General features: G+C 65.9%; 16 protein-coding genes and 1 tRNA gene. 8 read left to right on the top strand and 9 right to left on the bottom strand.

What is annotated here, in order from left to right; genetic code table 11:
• Positions 1-246 precede the first annotated feature (246 nt).
• The gene (locus QRY02_RS31935) at positions 247-621 is read left to right on the top strand and encodes a hypothetical protein (protein WP_285986525.1); all 375 of its coding nucleotides are present in this window, start codon (positions 247-249) and stop codon (positions 619-621) included.
• A gap of 168 nt (positions 622-789) precedes the next feature.
• Here QRY02_RS31935 and QRY02_RS31930 read toward each other — a convergent pair whose 3' ends face one another.
• On the bottom strand, positions 790-1,245 hold the full coding sequence (locus tag QRY02_RS31930) for a hypothetical protein (RefSeq protein ID WP_285986524.1): 456 nt from the start codon (positions 1,243-1,245) through the stop codon (positions 790-792).
• A 365-nt stretch (positions 1,246-1,610) separates the two neighbouring features.
• On the opposite strand from QRY02_RS31930, the gene QRY02_RS31925 reads away from it, so the two are divergent.
• A complete protein-coding gene (locus tag QRY02_RS31925; RefSeq protein WP_285986523.1) occupies positions 1,611-2,315 on the top strand; it encodes a hypothetical protein in 705 nt (234 codons plus the stop codon).
• Positions 2,316-2,565: 250 nt separating this feature from the next.
• On the opposite strand, the gene QRY02_RS31920 is transcribed toward QRY02_RS31925, so the two are convergent.
• Together QRY02_RS31920 and QRY02_RS31915 are read right to left on the bottom strand one after the other, a co-directional pair.
• Entirely contained in the window at positions 2,566-3,390 is an 825-nt protein-coding gene (locus QRY02_RS31920) for a hypothetical protein (RefSeq protein ID WP_285986522.1), read from the bottom strand.
• A gap of 389 nt (positions 3,391-3,779) precedes the next feature.
• On the bottom strand, positions 3,780-4,781 hold the full coding sequence (locus QRY02_RS31915; protein WP_285986521.1) for a hypothetical protein: 1,002 nt from the start codon (positions 4,779-4,781) through the stop codon (positions 3,780-3,782).
• Between the two features lie 635 nt (positions 4,782-5,416).
• On the opposite strand from QRY02_RS31915, the gene QRY02_RS31910 reads away from it, so the two are divergent.
• The 5 genes from QRY02_RS31910 (at position 5,417) to QRY02_RS31895 (ending at position 8,939) form a co-directional block, all read left to right on the top strand.
• A tRNA-Ser gene (locus QRY02_RS31910) sits at positions 5,417-5,508 on the top strand.
• Positions 5,509-5,862: 354 nt separating this feature from the next.
• Positions 5,863-6,081, top strand: a complete 219-nt coding sequence (locus QRY02_RS48975; RefSeq protein ID WP_502874284.1) for a deazapurine DNA modification protein DpdA family protein — start codon at positions 5,863-5,865, stop codon at positions 6,079-6,081.
• A gap of 75 nt (positions 6,082-6,156) precedes the next feature.
• Positions 6,157-6,591: a histone-like nucleoid-structuring protein Lsr2 gene (locus QRY02_RS31905; protein ID WP_285986520.1), complete on the top strand. Its 435-nt coding sequence runs from the start codon at positions 6,157-6,159 to the stop codon at positions 6,589-6,591.
• 176 nt (positions 6,592-6,767) lie between these two features.
• The gene (locus tag QRY02_RS31900) at positions 6,768-7,901 is read left to right on the top strand and encodes an IS701 family transposase (protein WP_285986519.1); all 1,134 of its coding nucleotides are present in this window, start codon (positions 6,768-6,770) and stop codon (positions 7,899-7,901) included.
• A 229-nt stretch (positions 7,902-8,130) separates the two neighbouring features.
• A protein-coding gene (locus QRY02_RS31895) for an IS5 family transposase (RefSeq protein ID WP_285986424.1) occupies positions 8,131-8,939 on the top strand; the annotation gives its coding sequence in 2 pieces (ribosomal slippage) (positions 8,131-8,473 and positions 8,473-8,939; 810 coding nt in all).
• On the opposite strand, the gene mobF is transcribed toward QRY02_RS31895, so the two are convergent.
• The 3 genes from mobF to QRY02_RS31880 all read right to left on the bottom strand — a co-directional run bounded on the left by mobF (position 8,911) and on the right by QRY02_RS31880 (position 17,121).
• Complete coding sequence (gene mobF, locus QRY02_RS31890) at positions 8,911-14,085, bottom strand: MobF family relaxase (protein ID WP_285986518.1); 5,175 nt, start codon at positions 14,083-14,085, stop codon at positions 8,911-8,913. The two genes, QRY02_RS31895 and mobF, sit on opposite strands and share 29 nt — an antisense overlap.
• A 556-nt stretch (positions 14,086-14,641) precedes the next feature.
• Positions 14,642-15,459 (bottom strand): IS5 family transposase gene (locus tag QRY02_RS31885; protein ID WP_285993920.1). Its coding sequence is split into 2 segments (ribosomal slippage): positions 14,642-15,126 and positions 15,126-15,459, totalling 819 coding nucleotides; the frame shifts between segments, so codons are not numbered across the junction.
• Between the two features lie 321 nt (positions 15,460-15,780).
• Complete coding sequence (locus tag QRY02_RS31880; protein WP_285986517.1) at positions 15,781-17,121, bottom strand: hypothetical protein; 1,341 nt, start codon at positions 17,119-17,121, stop codon at positions 15,781-15,783.
• A gap of 807 nt (positions 17,122-17,928) precedes the next feature.
• Between QRY02_RS31880 and QRY02_RS31875 the strand changes: the two genes are divergently transcribed.
• Positions 17,929-18,543 carry a hypothetical protein gene (locus tag QRY02_RS31875; protein ID WP_285986516.1) on the top strand — a complete coding sequence of 205 codons (615 nt, stop codon included), beginning with the start codon at positions 17,929-17,931 and terminating at the stop codon, positions 18,541-18,543.
• A gap of 79 nt (positions 18,544-18,622) precedes the next feature.
• Here the strand turns inward: QRY02_RS31875 and QRY02_RS31870 are convergent, their stop codons facing one another.
• The 3 genes from QRY02_RS31870 to QRY02_RS31860 form a co-directional block, all read right to left on the bottom strand.
• Positions 18,623-19,081 carry a hypothetical protein gene (locus QRY02_RS31870; RefSeq protein WP_285986515.1) on the bottom strand — a complete coding sequence of 153 codons (459 nt, stop codon included), beginning with the start codon at positions 19,079-19,081 and terminating at the stop codon, positions 18,623-18,625.
• Positions 19,082-19,341: 260 nt separating this feature from the next.
• Positions 19,342-19,833 carry a single-stranded DNA-binding protein gene (locus QRY02_RS31865; protein ID WP_285986514.1) on the bottom strand — a complete coding sequence of 164 codons (492 nt, stop codon included), beginning with the start codon at positions 19,831-19,833 and terminating at the stop codon, positions 19,342-19,344.
• 43 nt (positions 19,834-19,876) lie between these two features.
• Positions 19,877-20,344 carry a single-stranded DNA-binding protein gene (locus tag QRY02_RS31860; protein ID WP_285986513.1) on the bottom strand — a complete coding sequence of 156 codons (468 nt, stop codon included), beginning with the start codon at positions 20,342-20,344 and terminating at the stop codon, positions 19,877-19,879.
• Between the last annotated feature and the right edge of the window lie 206 nt (positions 20,345-20,550).

Below are 20,550 nucleotides of genomic sequence, written 5' to 3'. Positions count from 1 at the left end.
TTCGGATTAGACGCCGCGGCTGCGGTGTACGTGGCGGGTCCGGTGCTCGTTGTCCGGGACTGGTGCAACGCTTCGCCGGGTTACGGGCGTCGCTGCTGGCCGTCGCCGCGGGCACAGCGCTCTCCTATTTGGCCGCGGGACCGGCCATCGCGTCCGCGGTGTCTTTCGCCGTCAGCGAACTGCTCGACGCGGCCGCGTATTCGGTCCTCGTCCGGCGGCGCGGACTCGTCGCAGCCATGTTCTGCAGTGCAGGTCAAGGTGAATGCCAAGGCGGTTGCGAAGGCCGCCTTGGTTGTGGGTGCCAATGGAATCCAGTTTGACGTCGGGGCCCAGGCCGTCGTGGAGGGAGTGGTCGACGCTTGCACGGCGGGGGGCCTGATCTGTGGCACTTTGGCCGCGTCGAAGGGCCCGCAGATCGGAGTAAGTATTGAATTAGGTTGGACGAAGATCAAGCTCTCGCCAAAGCTCGGGATCTGGGGCGTCGCACTCGGCGTCAGGGTCCGCCCGGAGGTGATCCGGGACACTATCGTTGAAGGCGTCGACGCCTACTACAAATTGACCTCAGGCGAGTACTTGCCGCCCGGGATGCAGCCACTGCCGAAGCCCCGCGATGACTGGTAACGAAGATCAGTTCAGTTAGTCCTGGGTAACCAATGTGTCCGAGGTGAGTTGTGCCCGCTCCTAGTTCCAGGTAAGGCTTAAGCGTTCATTTGCTCAGCTCATTTACGCTACCCTCGATGGCAGTCGTCATCGACCCCCACTGAGGGCAGCGCGATCAATGGATACACATTAGTGGAAATGTGAGTTCTCGTACTCGTAGGGCCGACAGTAGTCTTTTTTGAAGAAGCCGCGATCATTGCACACCATCAACCGCAGGCTTCTAATGCCATAAATATTTGAACCCTCGATTCCCTGCCAGATTATACTCTTGTCGCAGCCCTCATGATTCTCCCGATGATTACCCTTCAATTCACTGGTCCAGCCAGCATTAATCAGAAAGTAAAAGTAGGGCGCATTCGAGTCGCATTTTGCGTCCTTTAATTTGATATTCGCAGTGAAGCTTCCGTGACTTGTCCACGTAAGTGTCCCGGAGAATTTTGCGCCTCCGTCCAGAGATGAACCGGAGATGTGCCTACGCATAGCAGTCTGTACAGGTGGCTGGGCAGGTGCGGCGGAGGCCGCAGCTTCGGTGACCATGAGGGCAGCTACGCCGAGTGCAGCTGCGGCAAGCACCTTCTTTAGCATGGAAGTCCTTTGCATTTGTCGAGCCAGAAAGGTGTGGTACGCAGACAGGGTAGTAACGCAATTCGACGGCGCACACCTTAAAGTGACTGTATCTTCATCTACTGAACGGCACATTTACATCTTCTCGGCGCGACAACCAGCGGGCAAGCGTCTCGGAGGTGTTCGGAAGTCCCCGGAAGTCCTCGGAGCGGGTCGGAAGGCTCGCGTCCCGTCCACGCTGGTCCCCCTCGAATTTCTCCTTCTCGAACTTCACGTCTTGCTGCCGGATTTCCTGCGTGACGGGAGATCGATCGAATGGGTGACTTTGGGTATGACATTGCTAGGCCCGTGGCGCTGACATGAACCGGCCTGCCAGGATGGTGGACATGACAAAGGGTCCGCATAGCGAAGTAACCCCCGCCCAGTACTTCTGGGAACCTATCCGATCCATCTGGGTCGAGCGTGGATGTCTTCCTAACGTTCCGAGCCTGTCGAGAGCAACACGTGACATAGACCGACGCATCCGCAAGGAATGCGGTATTTCTGGCAACGATTCCTGCTTCGTGCCAAAAAAAACTATCTATGATTGGCTTCGTTACACGCCGACGTTTCCTCTAGAATGGATAAAGGTTGCAGCACTTCTTGAAGCACTTGGTGAAGATCCTGCCGATTGGGAATGTCACTACAAGAAGTCGAACTTGTTGCGCTCGCAGTCATCTTCGATGTCAAGTATTTTTTTATCAGCGCGATCGACTGACTCCTGCGAGGAGAGCTCGGCGATCGACTCGCCCGAGTCTGCTCACTGCCAAACTCGCGGCATCGCCGAGATTTCGGCGGTGCCGCCGCTTGAACTTCCAGCCGACGCCATCGCCACGATGATCGTGGTGCTACCGCACGCCGGCGTCTACCGATCACCTGGAGATGCCGAATTCTTGGCGGTGAAGCCCCTGGGGGCCCTCATCACGCTGCCGATCGAAGTTCCACCATTCGAAGGTCCTGATGGGCGCTGTTACCGCATGGTCCGGACTCCGACGCGCACGTCGACTGGCTACGCCTACATGCTGAACGAAGCACTGGGCCGTTTGAATTGAGCAAAGTTCCGTTTGAAATATTTATGAGTGCCGTCTTGCGCGGCGCTATTCAGGCGAGGCTAGCCCATAAGATGCTTCGAGAAATAGAGTGCCGATGAGAAACCCCCTGATCAGCCTGGCCTCCATCTTTGACAGTCTCGGCCGCAGGCACATGAAGATTTGGTGTCAGGCGAAGCCCCGGGCTGCTATTTGCGGCCTTGGAACGCCGCGTTCCGGGGCGTGTTCGAATCACGCGCCCTGATGTCCGCGGTTAGCGATTCGGCAGTGAAGGGGCCTTGGCTTGCCAGGTCAGAAGTTTGGCCGAGCTGTCTGACGGGTAGCCCACCAGCACCGCTTTTTCCTGGCTGACCGCGACATCGTTGAGGTCCGAGGCGGTGTCGAAACCGTTGTCGCGGACCGGTATCCGAGCCCACGCGGAGCCATCGGCTGAATACCAGACCAACCCGGCGTTCTCCCGACCGTCGCCACCGAACGTGTTGCCGACAGCAATGTATCCAGTGCCCCAGTTGAGTACTGCGTTGACAACTAGCTCGTCGGCCGGAACCACGCCGGCGTCGGGGAGCCGACCTGGATCTATCGTGGCGGGCTGCCATGTGCCGTCACGTCGGAACCAGGCCCGTGGTTTTCCGTGCGGTTGGGCAGGTTGCGGGTAGTAGGGGAACAGCACCAAGGTCGACGCATTGCCGCTTACGTGATCGATACCGTTGATCTTTGGAAGCCCTGCGCTGATGTTCTGCCATTGCACGCCATCTTCAGACGAGAGCAGCATCGTCCCGCTGTTGTCGGTCATGCCGAGGAGGAAGCCGTTCAGGGTCGCCGACGCTTCAGCGCTAAAGGGCAACTCATTGCGTGGCTTGGGGACTCGCTCCATGGCCCCAAAGGCCCGGCCGTCAGCCGAGTGCCAGACATAGACGCCGTTGTAGCGCGGTGGGTAAAAGTTGTCGTTGCCGACGACGAGCACACCCCGCGGTCCCGCCGTGATCCTGACGTCGAGGTCCAGCCACGATTTGACCTTGAGGTCACCGAGTTCCAGCGGGATCGCTTCCCATCGTGCGCCGTCTTCGGTGCGCCACAACGTAAGTCCTTGGGAGTTCCAGCCGAGGAGATAGCCAGCTGCGCCGTACCCCGTTGTCCCGCGACTACAACACGAGGCGGGGTGCATTACGCCTTCCGGTGCCGCAGAGCGCCAGTCATTGCCGTCCTTGGACGTCAAGACCGTGAAGGGTCCATTCACGGAGCTGCTGGCTAGAAGAAAGCCACCGTCCCATCCCGCCAGCTGTTGCCCTGAGTCAGCGGTGATCGCCGTGCTGGGCGGCGACTTGATCCACTTCGGAGGCTCGAATGGTTGTGGTTGTCCAGACGATGTGGGTGATGCCAGAGGTGCGGATGGTGAGGTCGTCTGGAGTGGTGTGGATGGTGCGGGACCGGCGCAGGATGTCGCGACCACAAGCACCAGGGGCATAATCAGCCTTCTCGGCATGATGGCTTCCACGTCCTATGGTTGGGGTCGAAGCAGAACGGACGTACGGCCGTGGTCGCGGTGGTGCGGAAGGGTGGTTTCCCGGCTTCGGGTAGCACCAAATTCCCTTCGTCGGGCCCGGAGGTCCACCTGAGGAGCAACCGCCACTCGATATCGGCTGTTGTTACTTCGGGAGTGATGACGAATTGCTCCGGTTCCGCTTCGTTGACCTTGTACGGAAACGAGACGGTGTCGGGTTCCGGAACAATCTTGGGCGCGGTCGCATCGAGGTTGAGCAGGAACTTCCTGGGCGGCACCTCTCCCTGGGTGCCGAGTGGCAGATACACACCGGTCATTGCCGGGGAACGGCGGACGACATCGACCGTCATCGACTGAAGCACCACCGACCTCCCGACCAGGCCTTGCACTGTCACGGTGAGCTCGCCACCGCTGCTGAACACGGCCTCGGCCGAAGGCGGGGCAGAAGGTGAGCGGTAGGGAATTGGATCGTCACCTCGGTCGGGCACCACCCAACCGGACCGGCCGCCGGTGGCCGCGTACGACGTCACCGCAGCGACCGGAGGCTCCGATGGCCCCGCTCTACCAGCACCAGAGGTCGGCCCACTGTTGGCGGTACGGCTGTCTGGCGGTCCCGGAGTTACGACGGCCTCGGGATCTTTCGGCGTCAGCAAAGGCTGTCCGCACAGGACTACGCCGACTATGCCAACGACGGAAACGACGACTGCGCTTATCACCTGGGGTCGGCTGCGGTCCGTTGCCTTCGCGCGTAGTTGCCCGGCCAGCCAACTCAAACCGAACACCGCCACGGCGATCGAAACGAAGCCTATCCACCCTATCCGGTCCAGGATCGAGGTGGCGTCCGCAATCACGCCCAGCACGATCATCAGCACCGTGGCCGCAGCCAAAGCGACGGTACCGGCAACTGTCAACTGTCTGATCAGAGACGTTCCCTTGACCGGAAACCTGACCCTGAACCTCCACCTCATGCGGAGATGTCCTCCCACCCATCACCACGATCAACGCCGAACACATCCTGGGATCCACAGATGCTGGTCACCAGGGAAGTAGTTGAGCCAAGCCCGCCTCCAAACCCTTGATGATCGGTGTCCTGTTTCCGAACTGTCCCAGCCGCTCCGGACCAGACGCGGCAGATAGTACCGCTAGATCAACAACATCGAGATCGTCACAACTACCGACCGGTAGGGCTAGGCAGGACGGGATGGAAGATGGCGGTAACCGGTCGGCACGCCGCCCATGACTGTCGCCTCGTCCGCAACCGATACCTCGGGTGAACGCCGAGAGCCGACCACCTCGACCACTGTCGACGTTGTGTGGCGATCTGACCGTCACGGTCGACGTCCGCTACATCGACGGTCCAGTAGGTGATCGCCTCGCTACGGCAAAACCAACGCTGTTGAGCCACTCCTGTAGTGGAAGGCCGCAGGCCTCGTCCACCAGCGTTGACGGTCTGTACCCGCAGATCGAGGCTTGCTTCCGTGAAATGGCGCCGGGCCGACTCGCCTATCACCAACCTGCACTACTTGAGCACTTCGTCACACGCAGGTCAGGGCCATGATCGTCGGGGTGCATGTTCAACTCCTGCCGGGGCACAGTAATGATTGGAGGGCTGGCCGAGTCGGGCAAGGCACCGAATTGCTAAATCGAGGTCCGAAACATCACGTTCCGGCGCGCGTTCGAGTCGCGCGCCCTCCGCGCCACACTACCGAGGAGACGACGGTTCGTCCGACGTTCTGTGACGCTCTTGGCGCAGGTTCGACTCATGGCACCTCGACCACCACAGCAGTCTTGATACCTGGGCTCCAAGCGCGCCCTTGTAGACGCGATGACGCATGACTTCCGAGCCGGTAGTCCCGGGACGGAAGTGGTATCCGCCCCCAATCTTGCATTCAGTCACGTCCAGGCCAAGCAGGACTGACGACGGTGCCCTGCATGACTTCGCCCTACGGCAGTCAATCTCGATCATCGGCTCCTGCGACATAGCGCATGTTCGGCCTGTTCGGTATACGGCGATCTGCGCACCGGTTGGGACAGGTTCACCTGTAGTCGATTGGGCGCTGCCATGCGTACGCAGATATCCGTGAACAACAGTTTCAAGCCGGAGAGAGAACTCCAGCCTGGTCCTTCGCCGCGCGAAGACGGCCTCCGCTACCGGATTGCCATGGCCACCGTCGGTGCAACAACTGCGTGAAGTTCGCGCTCCGCTGGCGTCAGAAGATCCTCGACACGATCGAAACGTCCGGAAACTATGCCGCGACTGCAGCGTAGCTGGATGGTCGTAAGTTATAGTGACACCGTCCGGCACCTCTTATTCGCAGCCGGAGTAACTGGAGGTTTGCCGTTATGGCGCAGAAAGTTCTCGTGGAGATGGTCGACGACATCGACGGCGGCGTGGCCAACCAGACGGTTCCGTTCGGCTTGGACGGGGTGAGCTACGAGATCGACCTGTCCGACGCCAACGCGGCCGCCCTACGTGATGAACTCGCCCGCTACATCACGGCCGGGCGCCGGATCGGCGGCCGCAAGGTGCGGTTGGCAGCAGGTGAGTCGGCTCAGGGGAAGAAGCCTGGCGCTGCGGCTTCGGATCGTGAACGGTCACGCCGAATGCGGGAGTGGGCCAACGCCAACGGCTACACTGTGTCCGAGCGTGGCCGTCTCTCTGCCGAGGTCGTCGAGGCTTTTGAGGCAAACGACGGCCAGCCCATCGTCGTCGACGAACCTGCCCCGCTGGCGCGGAAGCGAGCGCCGCGCAAGAAGGTCGCGGCCGCGAAGAAGTAGTCACCAGCCAGTCGGCAACGCTGAACGAGAACCCGAGGAAGAAGTCCGAGAGAACGAACGTCCGGCGACGACGGCCAGGTGCTCGATCCGTGGCCGTCGTCGCCGGACGTCGGCCGTCGGTGGCTCAGTAACTAATACTGCAACGGCAGTTAGTGGTGTTGTGGTAAATCACCGTTGTGGTGGTCGACGTGGTGATGGATCAGCTTGATCAGATGCATGAGCGGATCGCGGGCCGGTTCGCGCGGTCGGAACCGCGGGCCCGGGCGCGGGAATATATATCTGGGCTGGTCGCGGGCCTGGAGCGGAAGAACGGGTGGACACTGGCAGAGCAGGCCGGTGACGTCTCCCCGGACGGCATGCAGCGGCTGTTGCGCTGGGCGGATTGGGACATCGACGGCGTCCGCGACGATCTTCGCGACTACGTGGTCGAGCACCTCGGTGAGCCGGGCGGGGTACTGATCGTGGATGACACTGGATTCCTGAAGAAAGGCAGGATGTCGGCCGGGGTGCAGCGGCAGTACTCGGGAACCGCCGGGCGGATCGAGAACTGCCAGATCGGCACGTTTCTGGCCTATGCGGGTGCTCGTGGGCATGCGCTGATCGACCGGGAGCTGTATCTGCCCGAGCCGTGGATCGCCGATCCTGTCCGGTGCCGGCGGGCGGGGATCCCGGAGGGGACCGAGTTCGAGACCAAGCCGCGCCAAGCTATGGCGATGCTGGCCCGGGCGTTCGCCGCGAAGGTGCCCTTCGCGTGGATCACCGCTGATGAGGCCTATGGGCAGGTCAAGTACCTGCGGTTGTGGCTGGAAGCCCACGACGCCGCACACGTGCTGGCCACCAAGGTCAACGACACCCTGACCACCACCGGCGGTAGCGAAGCCCGAGCCGACGAGCTGATCGCCGGCTTGCCTGCCCGGGCGTGGCGGCGGTTGTCCGTCGGCGCCGGGGCGCACGGGCCACGAGAGTACGACTGGGCGCGGGTGCCGATCCGGATCGGCTGGCAGCCCGGGCGCGGACACTGGCTGCTCGCCCGCCGCTCACTCTCGGATCCGACCGAGATCGCCTACTACGTCTGCTACGGACCCCGCCGCTCCACGCTGCTGGATCTGGCCTGGATCGCCGGCGCTCGCTGGCGGATCGAGGAGTGCTTCCAGCAAGCCAAGAACGAAGCTGGACTCGATCAGTACCAGGTCCGGTCCTGGCGGGCCTGGTATGCCCACATCACCCTCGCGATGCTCGCCCACGCCTGGCTCGCCGTCTCACGATCCCTTGCCATAAAAGGGGAACCGGTGTCGCCGAGCCAGGTATGATCGGGTTCACGCTACCGGAGATCCGGCGCCTGCTCACCAAGCTCGTCCTGCGTGTCACCGACGCCGCCGACCACATCTGGGCCTGGTCCCGTTTTCGTCGGCGGCGACAGCACCAAGCCCGACTCAGCCACTACAAACGACGAGGCTACCCACTCACCTAACTGCCGTTGCAGTACTAAGAGCGTGTCTCACTTGGGTTCCGGTTGAGGTGCAGGCATGATCATGACCTGTGACGGACGAGTTGTCGCGGAGACTGGTGCCCGACGAGTTGTGGGAGCTGGTGGAGCCGTTGATTCCGCCGGGCAAAACACGACCTCAGGGTGGCGGAATGTCGCGGGTGGACGATCGGGCAGTGTTCACCGCGATCGTGTTCGTGCTGACCAGCGGCTGCGCGTGGCGGCATCTACCCCCGAGTTTCGGGGTCACCGTACCGACGGCGCATCGTCGGTTCACCGAGTGGACCAAAGCCGGGCTGTGGCGCCAGGTGCACCAGGCGGTGCTGGACGAACTGGGTGGCAGGGGGTTGATCGACTGGTCGCGCGTGGTCCTCGACGGAGCATCCGTCCGGGCCAAAAGGGGGGCGGTCTGACCGGTCCGAGCCCGGTCGACCGCGGCAAACCCGGCTCGAAGATCCATGCGCTCTCCGACCGGGCCGGGCTACCGTTGACCGTCGGGGTCTCCGCGGCCAACACCCACGACAGTCACGCACTCAAGCCCCTGGTCAACGCGCTGCCGGCGATCCGCTCTCGCCGAGGACCACGCCGACGAAAGCCGGCGAAACTCCACGCGGACAAGGCCTACGACATCCCGGCCCTGCGCGACTGGCTGCGCCAGCACGGGATCATCCCGCGCATCGCCCGCAAAGGCATCGAATCCGCCGACAAACTCGGCCGGCACCGCTGGGTCATCGAACGAACCATCGCCTGGCTGACCGGTTACCGCCGCCTGACCATCCGCTACGAACGCAACCCCAGCCACTACCTCGCCTTCCTCCTCCTCGGCGCCGCCATCACCTGTTACAAGAAACTCGCCAAGTAAGACACGGTCTAAGCCCGCGGTGAGAGCTTTCGCCGTAGCCGTAGCCGTAGCCGTAGCCGTAGCCGTAGCCGTAGTCGTGGCCATCGGCCAGTTCATTTTCCAGTTCGGTGCGCCGCGCGGCCGCGGCGGTGTCCGCCTCGTCTTCCTCTTCTGCTTCCGTTTCGGCGGCGAGTTCGGCGTAGAACCGTGCGACATAGGCGTCGGCGGCGTCGCGCCGTGATTCGCGGGTTAGCATCACGTCCGATGCGGCGTCTTCGCGGTCGGGTGTGGTCATCAGGTGCCTCCATTGCCGGGTGATGTCCCGCCATGCGTCGGCGCGAAGGTCGTTGCCGGCGGGTGGCTTGCCGAGCGGGGAGGCAGCATCCGCGGTCGTGATGCCGTAGGTTTCACGATACGCCGCAGTGAGCCCGACGAGGTGATCCCACTGCCGCGCGAGCGCAGCATCGTCAGGGCGGCCACCGAAGCGCGCGAGCCACGGAGGTTGTTCCCGCACGGCTTGTTCCCGCAGTTGCTCGGTTCGCGCGGTGATTTCCGCGTTCATGGTCGCCAGCCGCTCCAGCGAGCCCCGATAGTTCGCCGTGTGCGCCAGATCGGGTTGGGCCTGCCACGGCAGGGCGGAGTGGTGCCCGGCGCCGTCGTCGTGCTGACGCACGAGCGCGCTGACGAGCGCAACGCCGGTCCGTCGAGGGTCAGTGTTCTCGGCGCCGGTTGTTGTCGCGGCGACCTGGCGGGCGGCGTCGGTGAGCGCTGCGTCGGGATCGAGTCCCCGGGTGGCGCCGCCGGCGGCGTGGCGCCACACGATGCCCCACCGCTCCTCGGTCACTGCGGCATCCGGCAGATGTGCGGCGACGATCTGCTGCCAGCGGCTGATCTGCTCGTCGGTCGCCGGGGCGATCCGGGCGGGCGCATCGTGAGTCTGGACGTGGTCGTTGATCCGCTTGGCCAGCACCGCCGCCGGGTCCTCGGCCCAGCTGAACCCCCCGTCGTCGACCAGGTCACGCACGAGGCGGTCGGCCTGCCAGCCGCGGTCCTGGGCGCGAGCCAGCGCGTTCAGGGCGGCAGGCTCGGCACCGGAGTTCACCGCGTCGGGGACGTAGCGGGCCAGGACATCGAGGTAGCGGTCCTCATCACCGTCACGGGCCAGCAGCTCGTAGCGGCGAATCAGCACGTTCAACGGCTCGAGTACGACCCGTTCGTCGTGGCGCTCAAACTCGGCGAACACCTCATCCAGCTCAGCGGCGCGGGTCGCCGTTGTGGGTGATGGAGATTCGGATGAGGCTGATGCCGGCGCCTGACTAAACGCTTCCCAGCGCTTGGTCAGGCTGCGCCAGGCGTCTGCTTTCGCCCCGTGGCTGTCAGGCTTGCCGCCCAGCGGGGCGTCGCCGTCGATGCGGAAGGTTTCGCGGTAGGCGGCGACCAGGCCGACGAGGTCGTCCCAGTCCTCGGCGGCGATGGGGTTGTCCGGTCGCGGCCCGAGACCTGATACCCATTCGGGCTGGTCCCGGATGACGGCGGCGCGCAGGTGCTCGACGCGGTCGGCAATGGCTTCGTTCATCTCGTGCAAGTACTGGGCGTGGCCGGGGTGGTTGCGCACGTGTGCGAAGTCGGGTCGGGCCAGCCACGGAACGGCACGCACGTGGGCTTCGCCGCGCTCACGTCGGCGCTGCAGCTCGGCCGCGAGAGCGGCGTCGGCGTAGCGGTCATCCGGCATCGGATCCGGCACCACCGGACGAGCGGCAAGCTGGTGAGCAACAACGGTCAACGCGGCGTCGATGTCGAATCCGACCGCCAGCGCACCGGAGGCACGGTGCCAGACCTTGTTCCATTCCGGGTCTTCGACGGCCACGTGCGGCGCGATCGCGTCGACGATGCCCCGCCACCGGGTCACATCGGCCGGCTGCAGCGGAGCGGTCGGTGAGGGTGGCTGACGGCGTTCGAGATGCTTTCTGATCCGGGCCTGCAGTGCCGCGCCGGGGTTGTCGGCGTCGTCGAGCGACTGGCGCCAGCGCATGACCGCGGCGACGAGCGGGTCGGGTTCCCAGCCAAGGTCGTGGGCGTTGCGCAGCGTCTGGATCAGCGCCGGCTCACTGTCGAGATCGAGCGTGGAGGGGGCATGGCGGGCGAGGACGGCGCGGTAGCGGTCCTCGTCGCGGTAGGTGGCGGTGTAGTTGTAGCGCAACACCAGCGTGCCCATCGACACCGCCTCGTCCTGCGCCTCCCGCATCGTCTCGGTGGCCGAGACCTCGGCGCCGGAGTGGTTGAGCACTCCGGTGAGTACTGACTCCGGGGACACCGGTTCTGGGGTTTCGCGGTGCTGGTCGATGACGTGGTGGTGGGTGACGACGTAGATGAAGTTGCGCAGCATGGCACGGGTAATGCCGGGGTAGAACTGCTCGCGGGTCATCGTCGGCGGCACCAGCAGGTGGGCGTTGCCGGTGCTGGTCATGCCCTGGACCCGGTTGATGGTGGCGGCGTAGGCGAGCTCGACGTGGGCCTGGACGTACCCGGCCGGCAGCGTGATCGCCGCCTTGTGTACCCGGTGCTGGACGGTGATCTTGCCGCTGGCGTGGACAGCGGTGACGGTCCAGACGTCGCCGTTCTTGACGAAGTCCTTCCCGCCGAACAGCGACAGCAGCCGTTGGTTGTGGCGGGTGACGACCCAGTCCCCGACCCCGGCGCTGGTCGCGTCGTGCAGATCGACCTCCCGGCCACGATCGACCGCACCGCGGCCCAGGCGCCGTTCGCGAGCTTCGATGTTCAGGGCGACGGTGTCTTCGTTCGTCGGCACGATCAGCAACGACTGGATGCCAGCCTCGAGATCGGCCTGCCAGTGCGAGCGCGCGGCGTCGCGCATCGTCTCCAGCGACCCGTCACTGACCCGGCTGCTGTCGAAGTAGTACTCGAGTCCCCTCGGGTTCGCTGCCCGGATCTGTAACGACGCCGCGGCCTGCTCCTCCCGGTCGTCGCCGCGGAACCGCACGATCTCCCGGAACCGCACAGCGTCGACATCGTGGGCGATCAGCCGGATCGCGCCACCGGCTTCGACCGCGGCCAGCTGCGCGTCGTCGCCGATCAGCCGCACGTCGGCGCCGTTGTTCAGCGCGTACTTGACGACTTTGTGCAGGGTGTGGGTGCCGGCCATGGCCGCCTCGTCGACGATCACCAGGTCTCCAGCCTCCATCGGGAACGCGCGGTGGGCGAACCCGAACCGCAGCGCGGTGGTCAGCTGGTGCAGGGTGTGCGGCTTCGCGCCGATCGACGCTCCGAGTTCTTGGGCCGCGCGGGCGGACGGTCCGAAGGCGTAGACACGGTGCCCGGTGCGCCGCCACGCGGTCGCCAGGACCTTCATCGCCGAGGTCTTCCCGGCCCCGGCCGGCGCGAGCGCCAGCTGCAGGCGCCGGCCGGAGCGGGCGAACTGGCGCACCATCTCTGTCTGCCCGTTGTTCAGCCCCTGACCGGCAAGGGCGTTCTCGACGGTATCGGAGCGCAGCCGGTGTCCGCCGCCGCGGCGGGCCCAGGCGACCAGGTCGCCTTCAGCAGCCAGCGTGGCGGTGGTGGTGTAGCGGGTGGAGTTGTGCTCCACGAACACCGACTCGCCGTCTCGCCGACGCAGCGAGGCTGGCTCGTTGACCGCGGTCGGGCCGACGAGGGCGAGGGTGTCGGGCTGGGCCAGGATGGTGTCGACGATGTCGACGATCAGCTGTCCGCGCTTGTCGACGGGCATCCGCAGGTGCGCGGACTGGCGGTGGGCTTCGGCGGCGAGGTTCCACCAGGAGAAGTGCGCGTAGTTGTCCGACACCACCTCCCGCGTGACCTCGGCGAGTTTGGCGATGTCGAATGCGTCCGGCTCGGCGTGTCCACTGAGGAACACCTTCCGGCTCAGCGTGTCCAGCACGTTCGCGGGAACGAGGGTGAGAGCGTGCTCGCGCCACGCGCGCAGATGCTCAGGCAGGGTCTTCGGAGGCTGTTTGCCGGGTCGGTTGTCGTACTGGGCGGCGCGGTCGATGGCGAAGATGTCCTTCGGTGTCGGCTCCTTCTCGTGCTGGGCCTTGAACTCGACGATGCGTTTTGCGCGGGCGGCTTCGAACTGACGGTGGCGCTGGGAGAACAGCTTGACCAGCTCGACCGGGATCCCCTCGAGCTGCCACACCGGGCGCTTCATATCCACGCCCTCGGCGGCCCGCTGCACCCAGGAGGTGCCCTGTTCGCGGAACAGGTCGCGCAGGCGGTTGTCGAAGTACTCCGACGCGGTGACGGTCGCGGCCAGGACGGTACGGCCGTCGAGGGCGGTCCATTCGCCGTCGTCGCTGCGCTGCACCTTCGAGGAGATCAGGGCATGGATGTGCAGGTGCGGGTCGGAGGCGCGGGAGTCCCAGTGCTCGAACAACGCGGCGGCGATCCCGTTGACGTCGACCTGGGCCTCCCCCATGTTCCCGCGGCGGGTGAACGCGACGTTGCCCTCCACCCAGGACAACGTGTCACGAGCGGCCTGGCGGACCAGTCCGGCAATCAGTTCCCGCTCCGCGGGTTGCGCCATCGCCCACGCGATCGACACCGATTTGTCCGGCGCGAACACCATCTCGAACCCGGACACCGCTGACTTGAGGTTCCGTTTCTGCTCTGCCAGCCACTTGTTCAGTTCCTTGTCGCTGGCGGGTCCGTTGCCGTCGTGGGCTTTGCGGTAGGCCTGCAGTTGCACGCCGCGACGCAGCTCCGCACGCTTCTGCGCGGAGATCGGCGCACCGATCGGACGCCCGTGCAGTCGGTTGTGGTCCTTGTACGCCTGCGACACCTGGGAGCGCAGATGATCGAGTGCGGAGTACTGCGGGAATCGTCGGCCCAGCCGTGTGGCTTTCAGTGCTTCTTCGGCGGTGGCGCCGTCGGCGATCATCTCGGCTTCGATGGCGTCGGCGTTGGGGTGCCGGCCTTCGCCGAAGAGGGCGTTCATCTGGGCAGGGGTGACTGCGGCGGAGAGTCCTAAGTGCTCTGCTCCGGCGCCGAACCATTGGCCTGCCGGGTAACCACGGGAGAGGTAGTAGTCACTTAACAGCTCGCCGGGTGCGAGCTCACGGCTGCGATCGGCGCACGCCACCGTGTTCGTGAGGTACTCATGACCACCAGGGCTCAGCTTCCGCAAGCCCATCATGTCCACACCAGACTACGCCGAAAATTCGGCCGCGCCCACCTGGTTCAGAACGTCTGCAAGACGTGCTGTGTGCTGTGTGCGGGGTAGGGGGCAGGCTGGGTGAGGTGGTGGCGGTGGCGTGGTCGGCGGGGTGAGTGGGCGGTGGTGTGGGGCTGGGGTGTGGTGGTGGGCGGGGTGCGGTAGGCGGGGCGGGGTTGGTGGGGCGTGGTGGCGGTGACCGATTTTCGGGTCGAGCGCCGGCGCCTGCACTAAGGCGCCCCGGCGCCGTCTGCCGGCGCCTGCGCGGTCCCCGGGCTGTGCCGACACAGGCAAAGCGGCCGCCGATCCGGAGATCGGCGGCCGCTGTCGTGCGGGGCGGTCGTTAGGCCCAGGGGTCGTCGGTGAGGTAGCTCAGCTCAAGGCGGGTGGCGGCCGCCAGGGTTTCGACCGTGAAGCTGCACGGGGCAGGCAGCTTTCGGATGTAGCCGACGAGTAGCTCGCGCAGGTCGGCGGTGACGGCGGCGGGCGCGTCGGTCGGGATCGCGTCGGCGGCGGCTAGGGCCTGTATCGAAGTCGGTCAGAGCCATTCGTTGATCGCGGCGATCTGGACGGTGGCCTCATAGCGGACGGCCAGTTTGTCGTATCGGGTAGCCACCCCACGGTGGCGTTTGAGCCGGTTGATGCCGCACTCCACCGCGTGCCGCTGCTTGTAGATCTCGGGGTCGAAGGCCGGTGGCCGGCCGCCCTTCGCCCCCTTGGCCTTGCGGTGCGCGTCCTGATCAGCCTTACTCGGGATGGTCGCCTTGATCCCGCGACCGCGCAGGTGAGCCCGGTTGGCCTTCGAGGTGTAAGCCTTGTCCGCCAGCACCCGATCCGGACGCGTCCGCGGCCGCCCACCACTGGGCCGGGGCACCCGGATCCCGGCCAGGACCGGAATGAACTGCGGGCTGTCACCGCGCTGCCCCGCGGTCAGCACGATCGACAACGGCTTCTGCCCCTGCTCACACCCCAGATGAACCTTCGTGGTCAACCCACCGCGGGACCGCCCCAACGCGTGATCCTCCGGCTCAACAGTGGTTCCGCCCGGCGGCTCAGCCTGCAGATCCCCCTTTTCCGCGCACCTGCGGCATGCTGATGCGCCCGCGCGATCGTGGAATCCACGCTGACATCCCACGTGATCCGTCCCTCGGCCTCGGCCAGAGCCTGCAACGCGGCCAGAATCCGCTGCCAGACACCCGCGCGTTGCCAGCGCCGGAACAACCCATAAACAGCTGCCCAGGACCCGTATCCCTCCGGCATGTCCCGCCATGGCGCTCCGGTGCGCACCCGCCACCGGATCCCGTCGATCAACTGCCGTCTGCTCCACAACGACGGCCGACCCGGCCGCGACGGCATAGGCAGCAACGGCTCCAGCGCTGCCCACTGCTCGTCGGTCAGGTCGAACCGCCCCGCCACCGCTAGGGTGTCCACGAGGTCTCCGGTGTTCAGGTTCTTCTTGGTCGACGAACCAACTACCGGAGACCTCACCTATGTCGACCACCGACACGCCCAACAGCGCCAACTCCCAGCTCAACCAGCTCGAGACGACTTCGATACAGGCCCTAGCTCGCGGTCGATGTCGGCAAGGATGTCGTGGAAGGTGCGCACGGTGGCGGCTCCTGGCTTGGGTGGGCGGGGGCACCCGGGTTCGGGTGCCCCCGCTGGCGAGTGAGTGGGTCAGGCGACGGCGGCGAGTTCGCGGAACGGCGCGAACGTGATCAGCGGCGGCATGTCGCGGTCCCGGCACATCTCGCACCGGCGGTCACCGGTCTGCGTGCGCTGCTCGGCGGGGGTGCGTTCGATGTTGCACGCCGCGCACAACCCGCCCGGCGCGACCGGGAGCAAGGCAAGCCGCTCGTAATCCTCCTCGGACAGGGCGTAGCCGGTCAGGTCGGTTGCGGCGTCGCTGCTGTCGTCCAGGTCGGCGTGACGCTGCCGCTCCTGCTCGTAGAGGTCCACCGCGCGCTCGTCCTTGCGGACGAAACCGGCTGTCGGGATCGCCTGCTGAATCTGCCGCCACTGCTCGTCATACTGGGCTTCTACCTCCCCGACGACGTAACGACCCTCCGCCTGCTTCTCGATCGGCTCGCGCCCAGCCTTCGCCCTGCTCGTGGCCTTGGTCTTCGGCTTCTCCTCGGCGGCGGGCGTGGTCACCGGCGCGGCGCCCTCGGCCGCTGCGGCAGGCTCGGCCGGTTCCCCGGTGACGGTGTGCTCCCCGGGCACAGGGCGCTGCGCGGACTCGGCTTCCCGGCGGCAGGCATCGGAGCAGTACCGCATCTCGGGGAGCCCGGCGAGATTGCCGTCACAGTTGCCGCACCGGTGGATGTCACCGGAGGTGGCTTCGGTGGTCTCCTGCCGGGCGGCGGCGCGGGCGCGCGCGTGCTCGGCGCGTGCCTTACTGGCGTACACGCACGCCAGGACGAGCGTGCGCAGGTCATCGGAGAGGCCGGGCCAGAGAGTGTGAGCGGTCTGGATGGCTTCGACGATGGCAGGGTGGGTGGCGCTGGGGTTCTTGAGCAGCGTGGCGCACGTGGTGAACGCGTGCTGCTGGCTGCCGCCGGTAGCGGCGTTGAGCCACCGCAAACCGTTGAGCGCGTCGGCGATACGCGGCGGGGTCTCACGCAGCATCACCGTCACGTCGTTGACCTCGGTCACGGCGACGGCCCGGCGGGTCTCGCTGCTGTAGACGCACAGGTTGATCAGCTCGCGCTCGGTCTCGCCGTAGCTGTCCCACTCGGTGTGAGCGGTGCGCACGGCGGCGAGGACGTCACCGTTGATGGCGGCGTCGGTGTTGAGCAGGGTGGCGCACGCGGCGAGGATCGCGGGCGGGTTCTCGCCGCTGTCGGTGAAGACGGCCCGTAGCTCGGTGAGGGCGGTCCGGACGCGCGGCGGCTGTGCCTGCAACGCCTGCACGGCGCGGGTGATGCTGGGGAGGTGCTTACGGTGAATGGTCGCAACCATAGTAATTGTCCTTGCTTGTTGAATGAGTTCGGTTCTCGGGTTTGCGGTCCCGATCACCTTGTGATGTCAATATTACCGCCCAGCTGCCACATATTCCACTCGAAATAGGGTTTTCATGTGACTACTTCTGACAATTTAACGGGAATATTCGATGTGCCTTGTTTGATTTGCTGTCCGGCTCGCCTTCGGGTGGTCACGTGCGCGCTGGCGGCGGTTGTATGGCGCCGTGGTGCTGCTGGTCGGTGCAGTAGGAGTGACCACGTGCTGAGTGGGTGGTGGGTGGCCCCGAAGCAACCAGGGCAGGCCCCCGGCCTGCCCTTAACGCCTGACCTAGGGAGTAGGGGCCCCGAATGCAAGGGTGGGGCCTCGAAATATTTTTGGCCACGCTTTTCGGTCAAAAATATTTTGGGGTGCCCTTGTATTTGGGGGGACGACCGATACAATTTCGGGGCCACCCACCACCCGCGGACGCAACCGATCCATCTTACGGGTGCGTCCTGCCGGTGCTCTGGAGCTAGGCGGCTGACCAGCGGAAACGGTTTCCCTTGTGGCCGGCCACGGGTGTGCTGGCCTGCGGGTATGCTCGTCGTAGCGTTCCGCGGGCTTGCTTGTCCCTGAGTCGGAGCGTCAGCGGGCCGCCGCGAGTTTTGCGGCTTGCCACTTCGGTGGCGTGGCCCTTCGGGGCTGCTGCGGCGGTACCGCGCCCTTCTCCTCGCTCGCCGGCTGTCGTCGTGAACACGGTCGACGCTGTCGGTCGCCTTGTCGGCGGTGCGAGCGCTGCCCCGCCGGTGCGCCGCGGTGACGCCGGTGCCGCGGGTAGGTTGGTGGATAGAACTGCAGCCCTCCCCGCGCGGGAGGTGCGTCATGGTTGAACGTAGTACTAAGGCGACGAGGCGGAAACGCCGGTCGTCGGCGACGCTGGCGCGGCTGGAGGCGTCGCGGCGCCGCCGCGCCGAGCAGCTGGAGCGCGAGCGCGAGAACGAACGGCGCGTTGATGCGGCGCTGGGACCGTTCGCGGAGGCGGTGACGGCGATCGAGGCGGTGGAGCGCCGGCGTGAGGACCGCATCGGCGCGCTGGGGGCGCAGCTGGAGCGGAAGCTGACGGAGCTGGAGCGGCAGCGCGCGGCCAAGGTCGCGGAGTTCGAGCGGTCGGCCGAGCAGGTCCGCGCGGATGCGGCGATGGAGATCGGCGAGTGGCGTGCGGTGATGGCGACTTCGGTGGCCGAGATCCGCGCGGCGGACGTCGGCGCGGCGGAGACCGCGGCGTTGCTGGGGATCTCGGCGAAGGCGGTCACCGCCTTGTCGCGTAGTGCTGCAGCAGCGTCGGAGGTCGGCGGCGAGCGGAGCGCCGCGGACTCCACCCACGCGGAGGCAATGGACGCGGCAACCTCAGGCGATGAGCGGGCTGTCGAGGCACCTGAGGGCGAGCAGGTCGTGCCGTCCGGGCCAGATTCGGGGGTGGATGTTCCGGCAGACTGATTCGGCTGGGGCCGCCGGGCACGAGAAGAGGGGCGCTAGCACCGTCAGGTGCCAGCGCCCCTCGTGCGGTGTCGGCAAGTCAGCGCGTCGCGGTCGGCTGGTCGGCCTGCTGCTGGGCGAGACGCCGGGCTCGGCGGGCCAAGGTGGCGCGCTTGCGGCGCTGGTAGTAGACGATCATCGCGGCGACGCCGCAGCAGAACGCGATCCCGAACGCCCACTGGCTGGCCGTGCCGCCTTCAGTTGCGCCGGGGAAGTGCCCGATGAACAGGTAGCCGGTCAGGGTGACGGCGCCGAGGATGGCGCCGCGGCGGTAGCGGTGGTCGAGTTTCGGCTTGATGCGGTTGCGGCTGAGGTAGGCGACGACGCAGCCGAGGAGCGCGCCGAACAGCACGGCGCCGGGGAGGGCGAGCAGGCCGGTGGCGTCGGTGAAGGGTGTGACGAGGAGTCCGATGTAGCCGAAGGGCTGAATGCCGAGGTAGAAGCCGGTTCCTCCGGCGAGGACGAGCCCGGGGATCGTGACGCCGTAACGATTGCTCATGTTCTGAGCGTAAGGCGATTCTCCTACCCCAAAGGGTGATTTCTGGGCCAGCGCACGCGGTATCCGCTCGCGCGCGACACGGCGCTTCGTCGGTGCACCCGATCGGGTGGACGGCGTGGTGTTGGGGGCGGCGGGCATCGTGACCTCCGCGGTGCTGGTGGTGTGGCATGGGAGAGGGCCGGGGCCAGCCGTCAGGCTGGCCCCGGCCTTTGGGGTGGTGCCCGGCCGGAGGGGAAGGTCCGGCCGGACACCGGGCTTCATCAGAACGGCGGCTCGTCGCTGAACCCGCCGCCCGCGGTCGCGCCGACCAGGTCGCGCTCGGCGGCCGGGCCCCACGGGTCGTCGGCCGGGGCCGCGCCGGTGTGGGTGCTGGTGACGCGGTCAGAGTTGGCCTTCGCGGTGGCGTTCTTCGCGTTCTTGGTCACCGTGGTGGTGGCGTAGCGCAGCGACGGGCCGATCTCGTCGACGGTCAGCTCCATCACGGTGCGCTTGTCGCCTTCCTTGGTCTGGAACGAGCGCTGCTTGAGGCGGCCCTGGACGACGACACGGGCGCCGCGGGTCAGGGACTCGGCGACGTTTTCGGCGGCCTGCTGCCAGATGGTGCAGCGCATGAACAGTGCTTCGCCGTCCTCCCATTCGCTGGTGGCGCGGTTGAAGGTGCGTGGGGTGGAGGCGACGGTGAAGTTCGCGACCGGGGTCCCGGCCTCGGTGAAGCGGAGTTCGGGGTCGGCGGTGAGGTTGCTTATCTGCACTAAGCCCCGCCGGTGGGGCGGCGGGGCTTAGTGCAGGTAGGGGTCAGAACGGGGGCTGGTCGCCCGAGTTGGCGTCGCTGGCGGCCGGGGCGGAACCCCAGGGGTCTTCGGCGGGTGCTTCGCCGTTGGCGGCGTTGCTCTGGCTGCGCGAGACCTTGTTGACCTTGGCGGTGGCGAAGCGCAGCGAGGGGCCGACCTCGTCAACGTCGAGTTCGGTGACGGTCCGTTTCTCGCCTTCCTTGGTCTCGAAGCTGCGCTGCTTGAGCCGGCCCTGGACGATCAAACGGGCGCCCCTGGCGATCGACTCGGCCAGGTTCTCCGCGGCCTGCCGCCAGACGTTGCAGCGCAGGAACATCGTCTCGCCGTCCTTCCACTCACCGCTCTGCCGATCGAACGTGCGCGGAGTGGACGCGACGGTGAAGTTCGCGACCGCCGCGCCGGAGGCCGTGAAGCGGAGTTCCGGGTCGGACGTAACGTTCCCGATGACGGTGATACTCGTGTCTCCAGCCATGCTGATCTTCTCCTTAAACGAATAAGTTGATTCCGTGCAGATCGTCAATCGGCCGGCTGACTCGATCAGAACCAGAACCTAAGTAGTTAAGAGTCCGGTTCGGTCTTCTCGCCGCGGGCGATCTGTGTCTCGCCCGAGTGGGTTGGGTTGGGTTTGTCAAGCCATGCTTTTCGGCTTGACAAACCCAACCCAACCCACTGTGCTCT

The sequence above is a fragment of the Amycolatopsis sp. DG1A-15b genome, assembly GCF_030285645.1.
In the GTDB taxonomy this organism is placed as follows: domain Bacteria; phylum Actinomycetota; class Actinomycetes; order Mycobacteriales; family Pseudonocardiaceae; genus Amycolatopsis.
The sequence above is the reverse complement of the archived record's forward strand: the minus strand, read 5'-3'. Positions and strand labels throughout refer to the sequence as shown.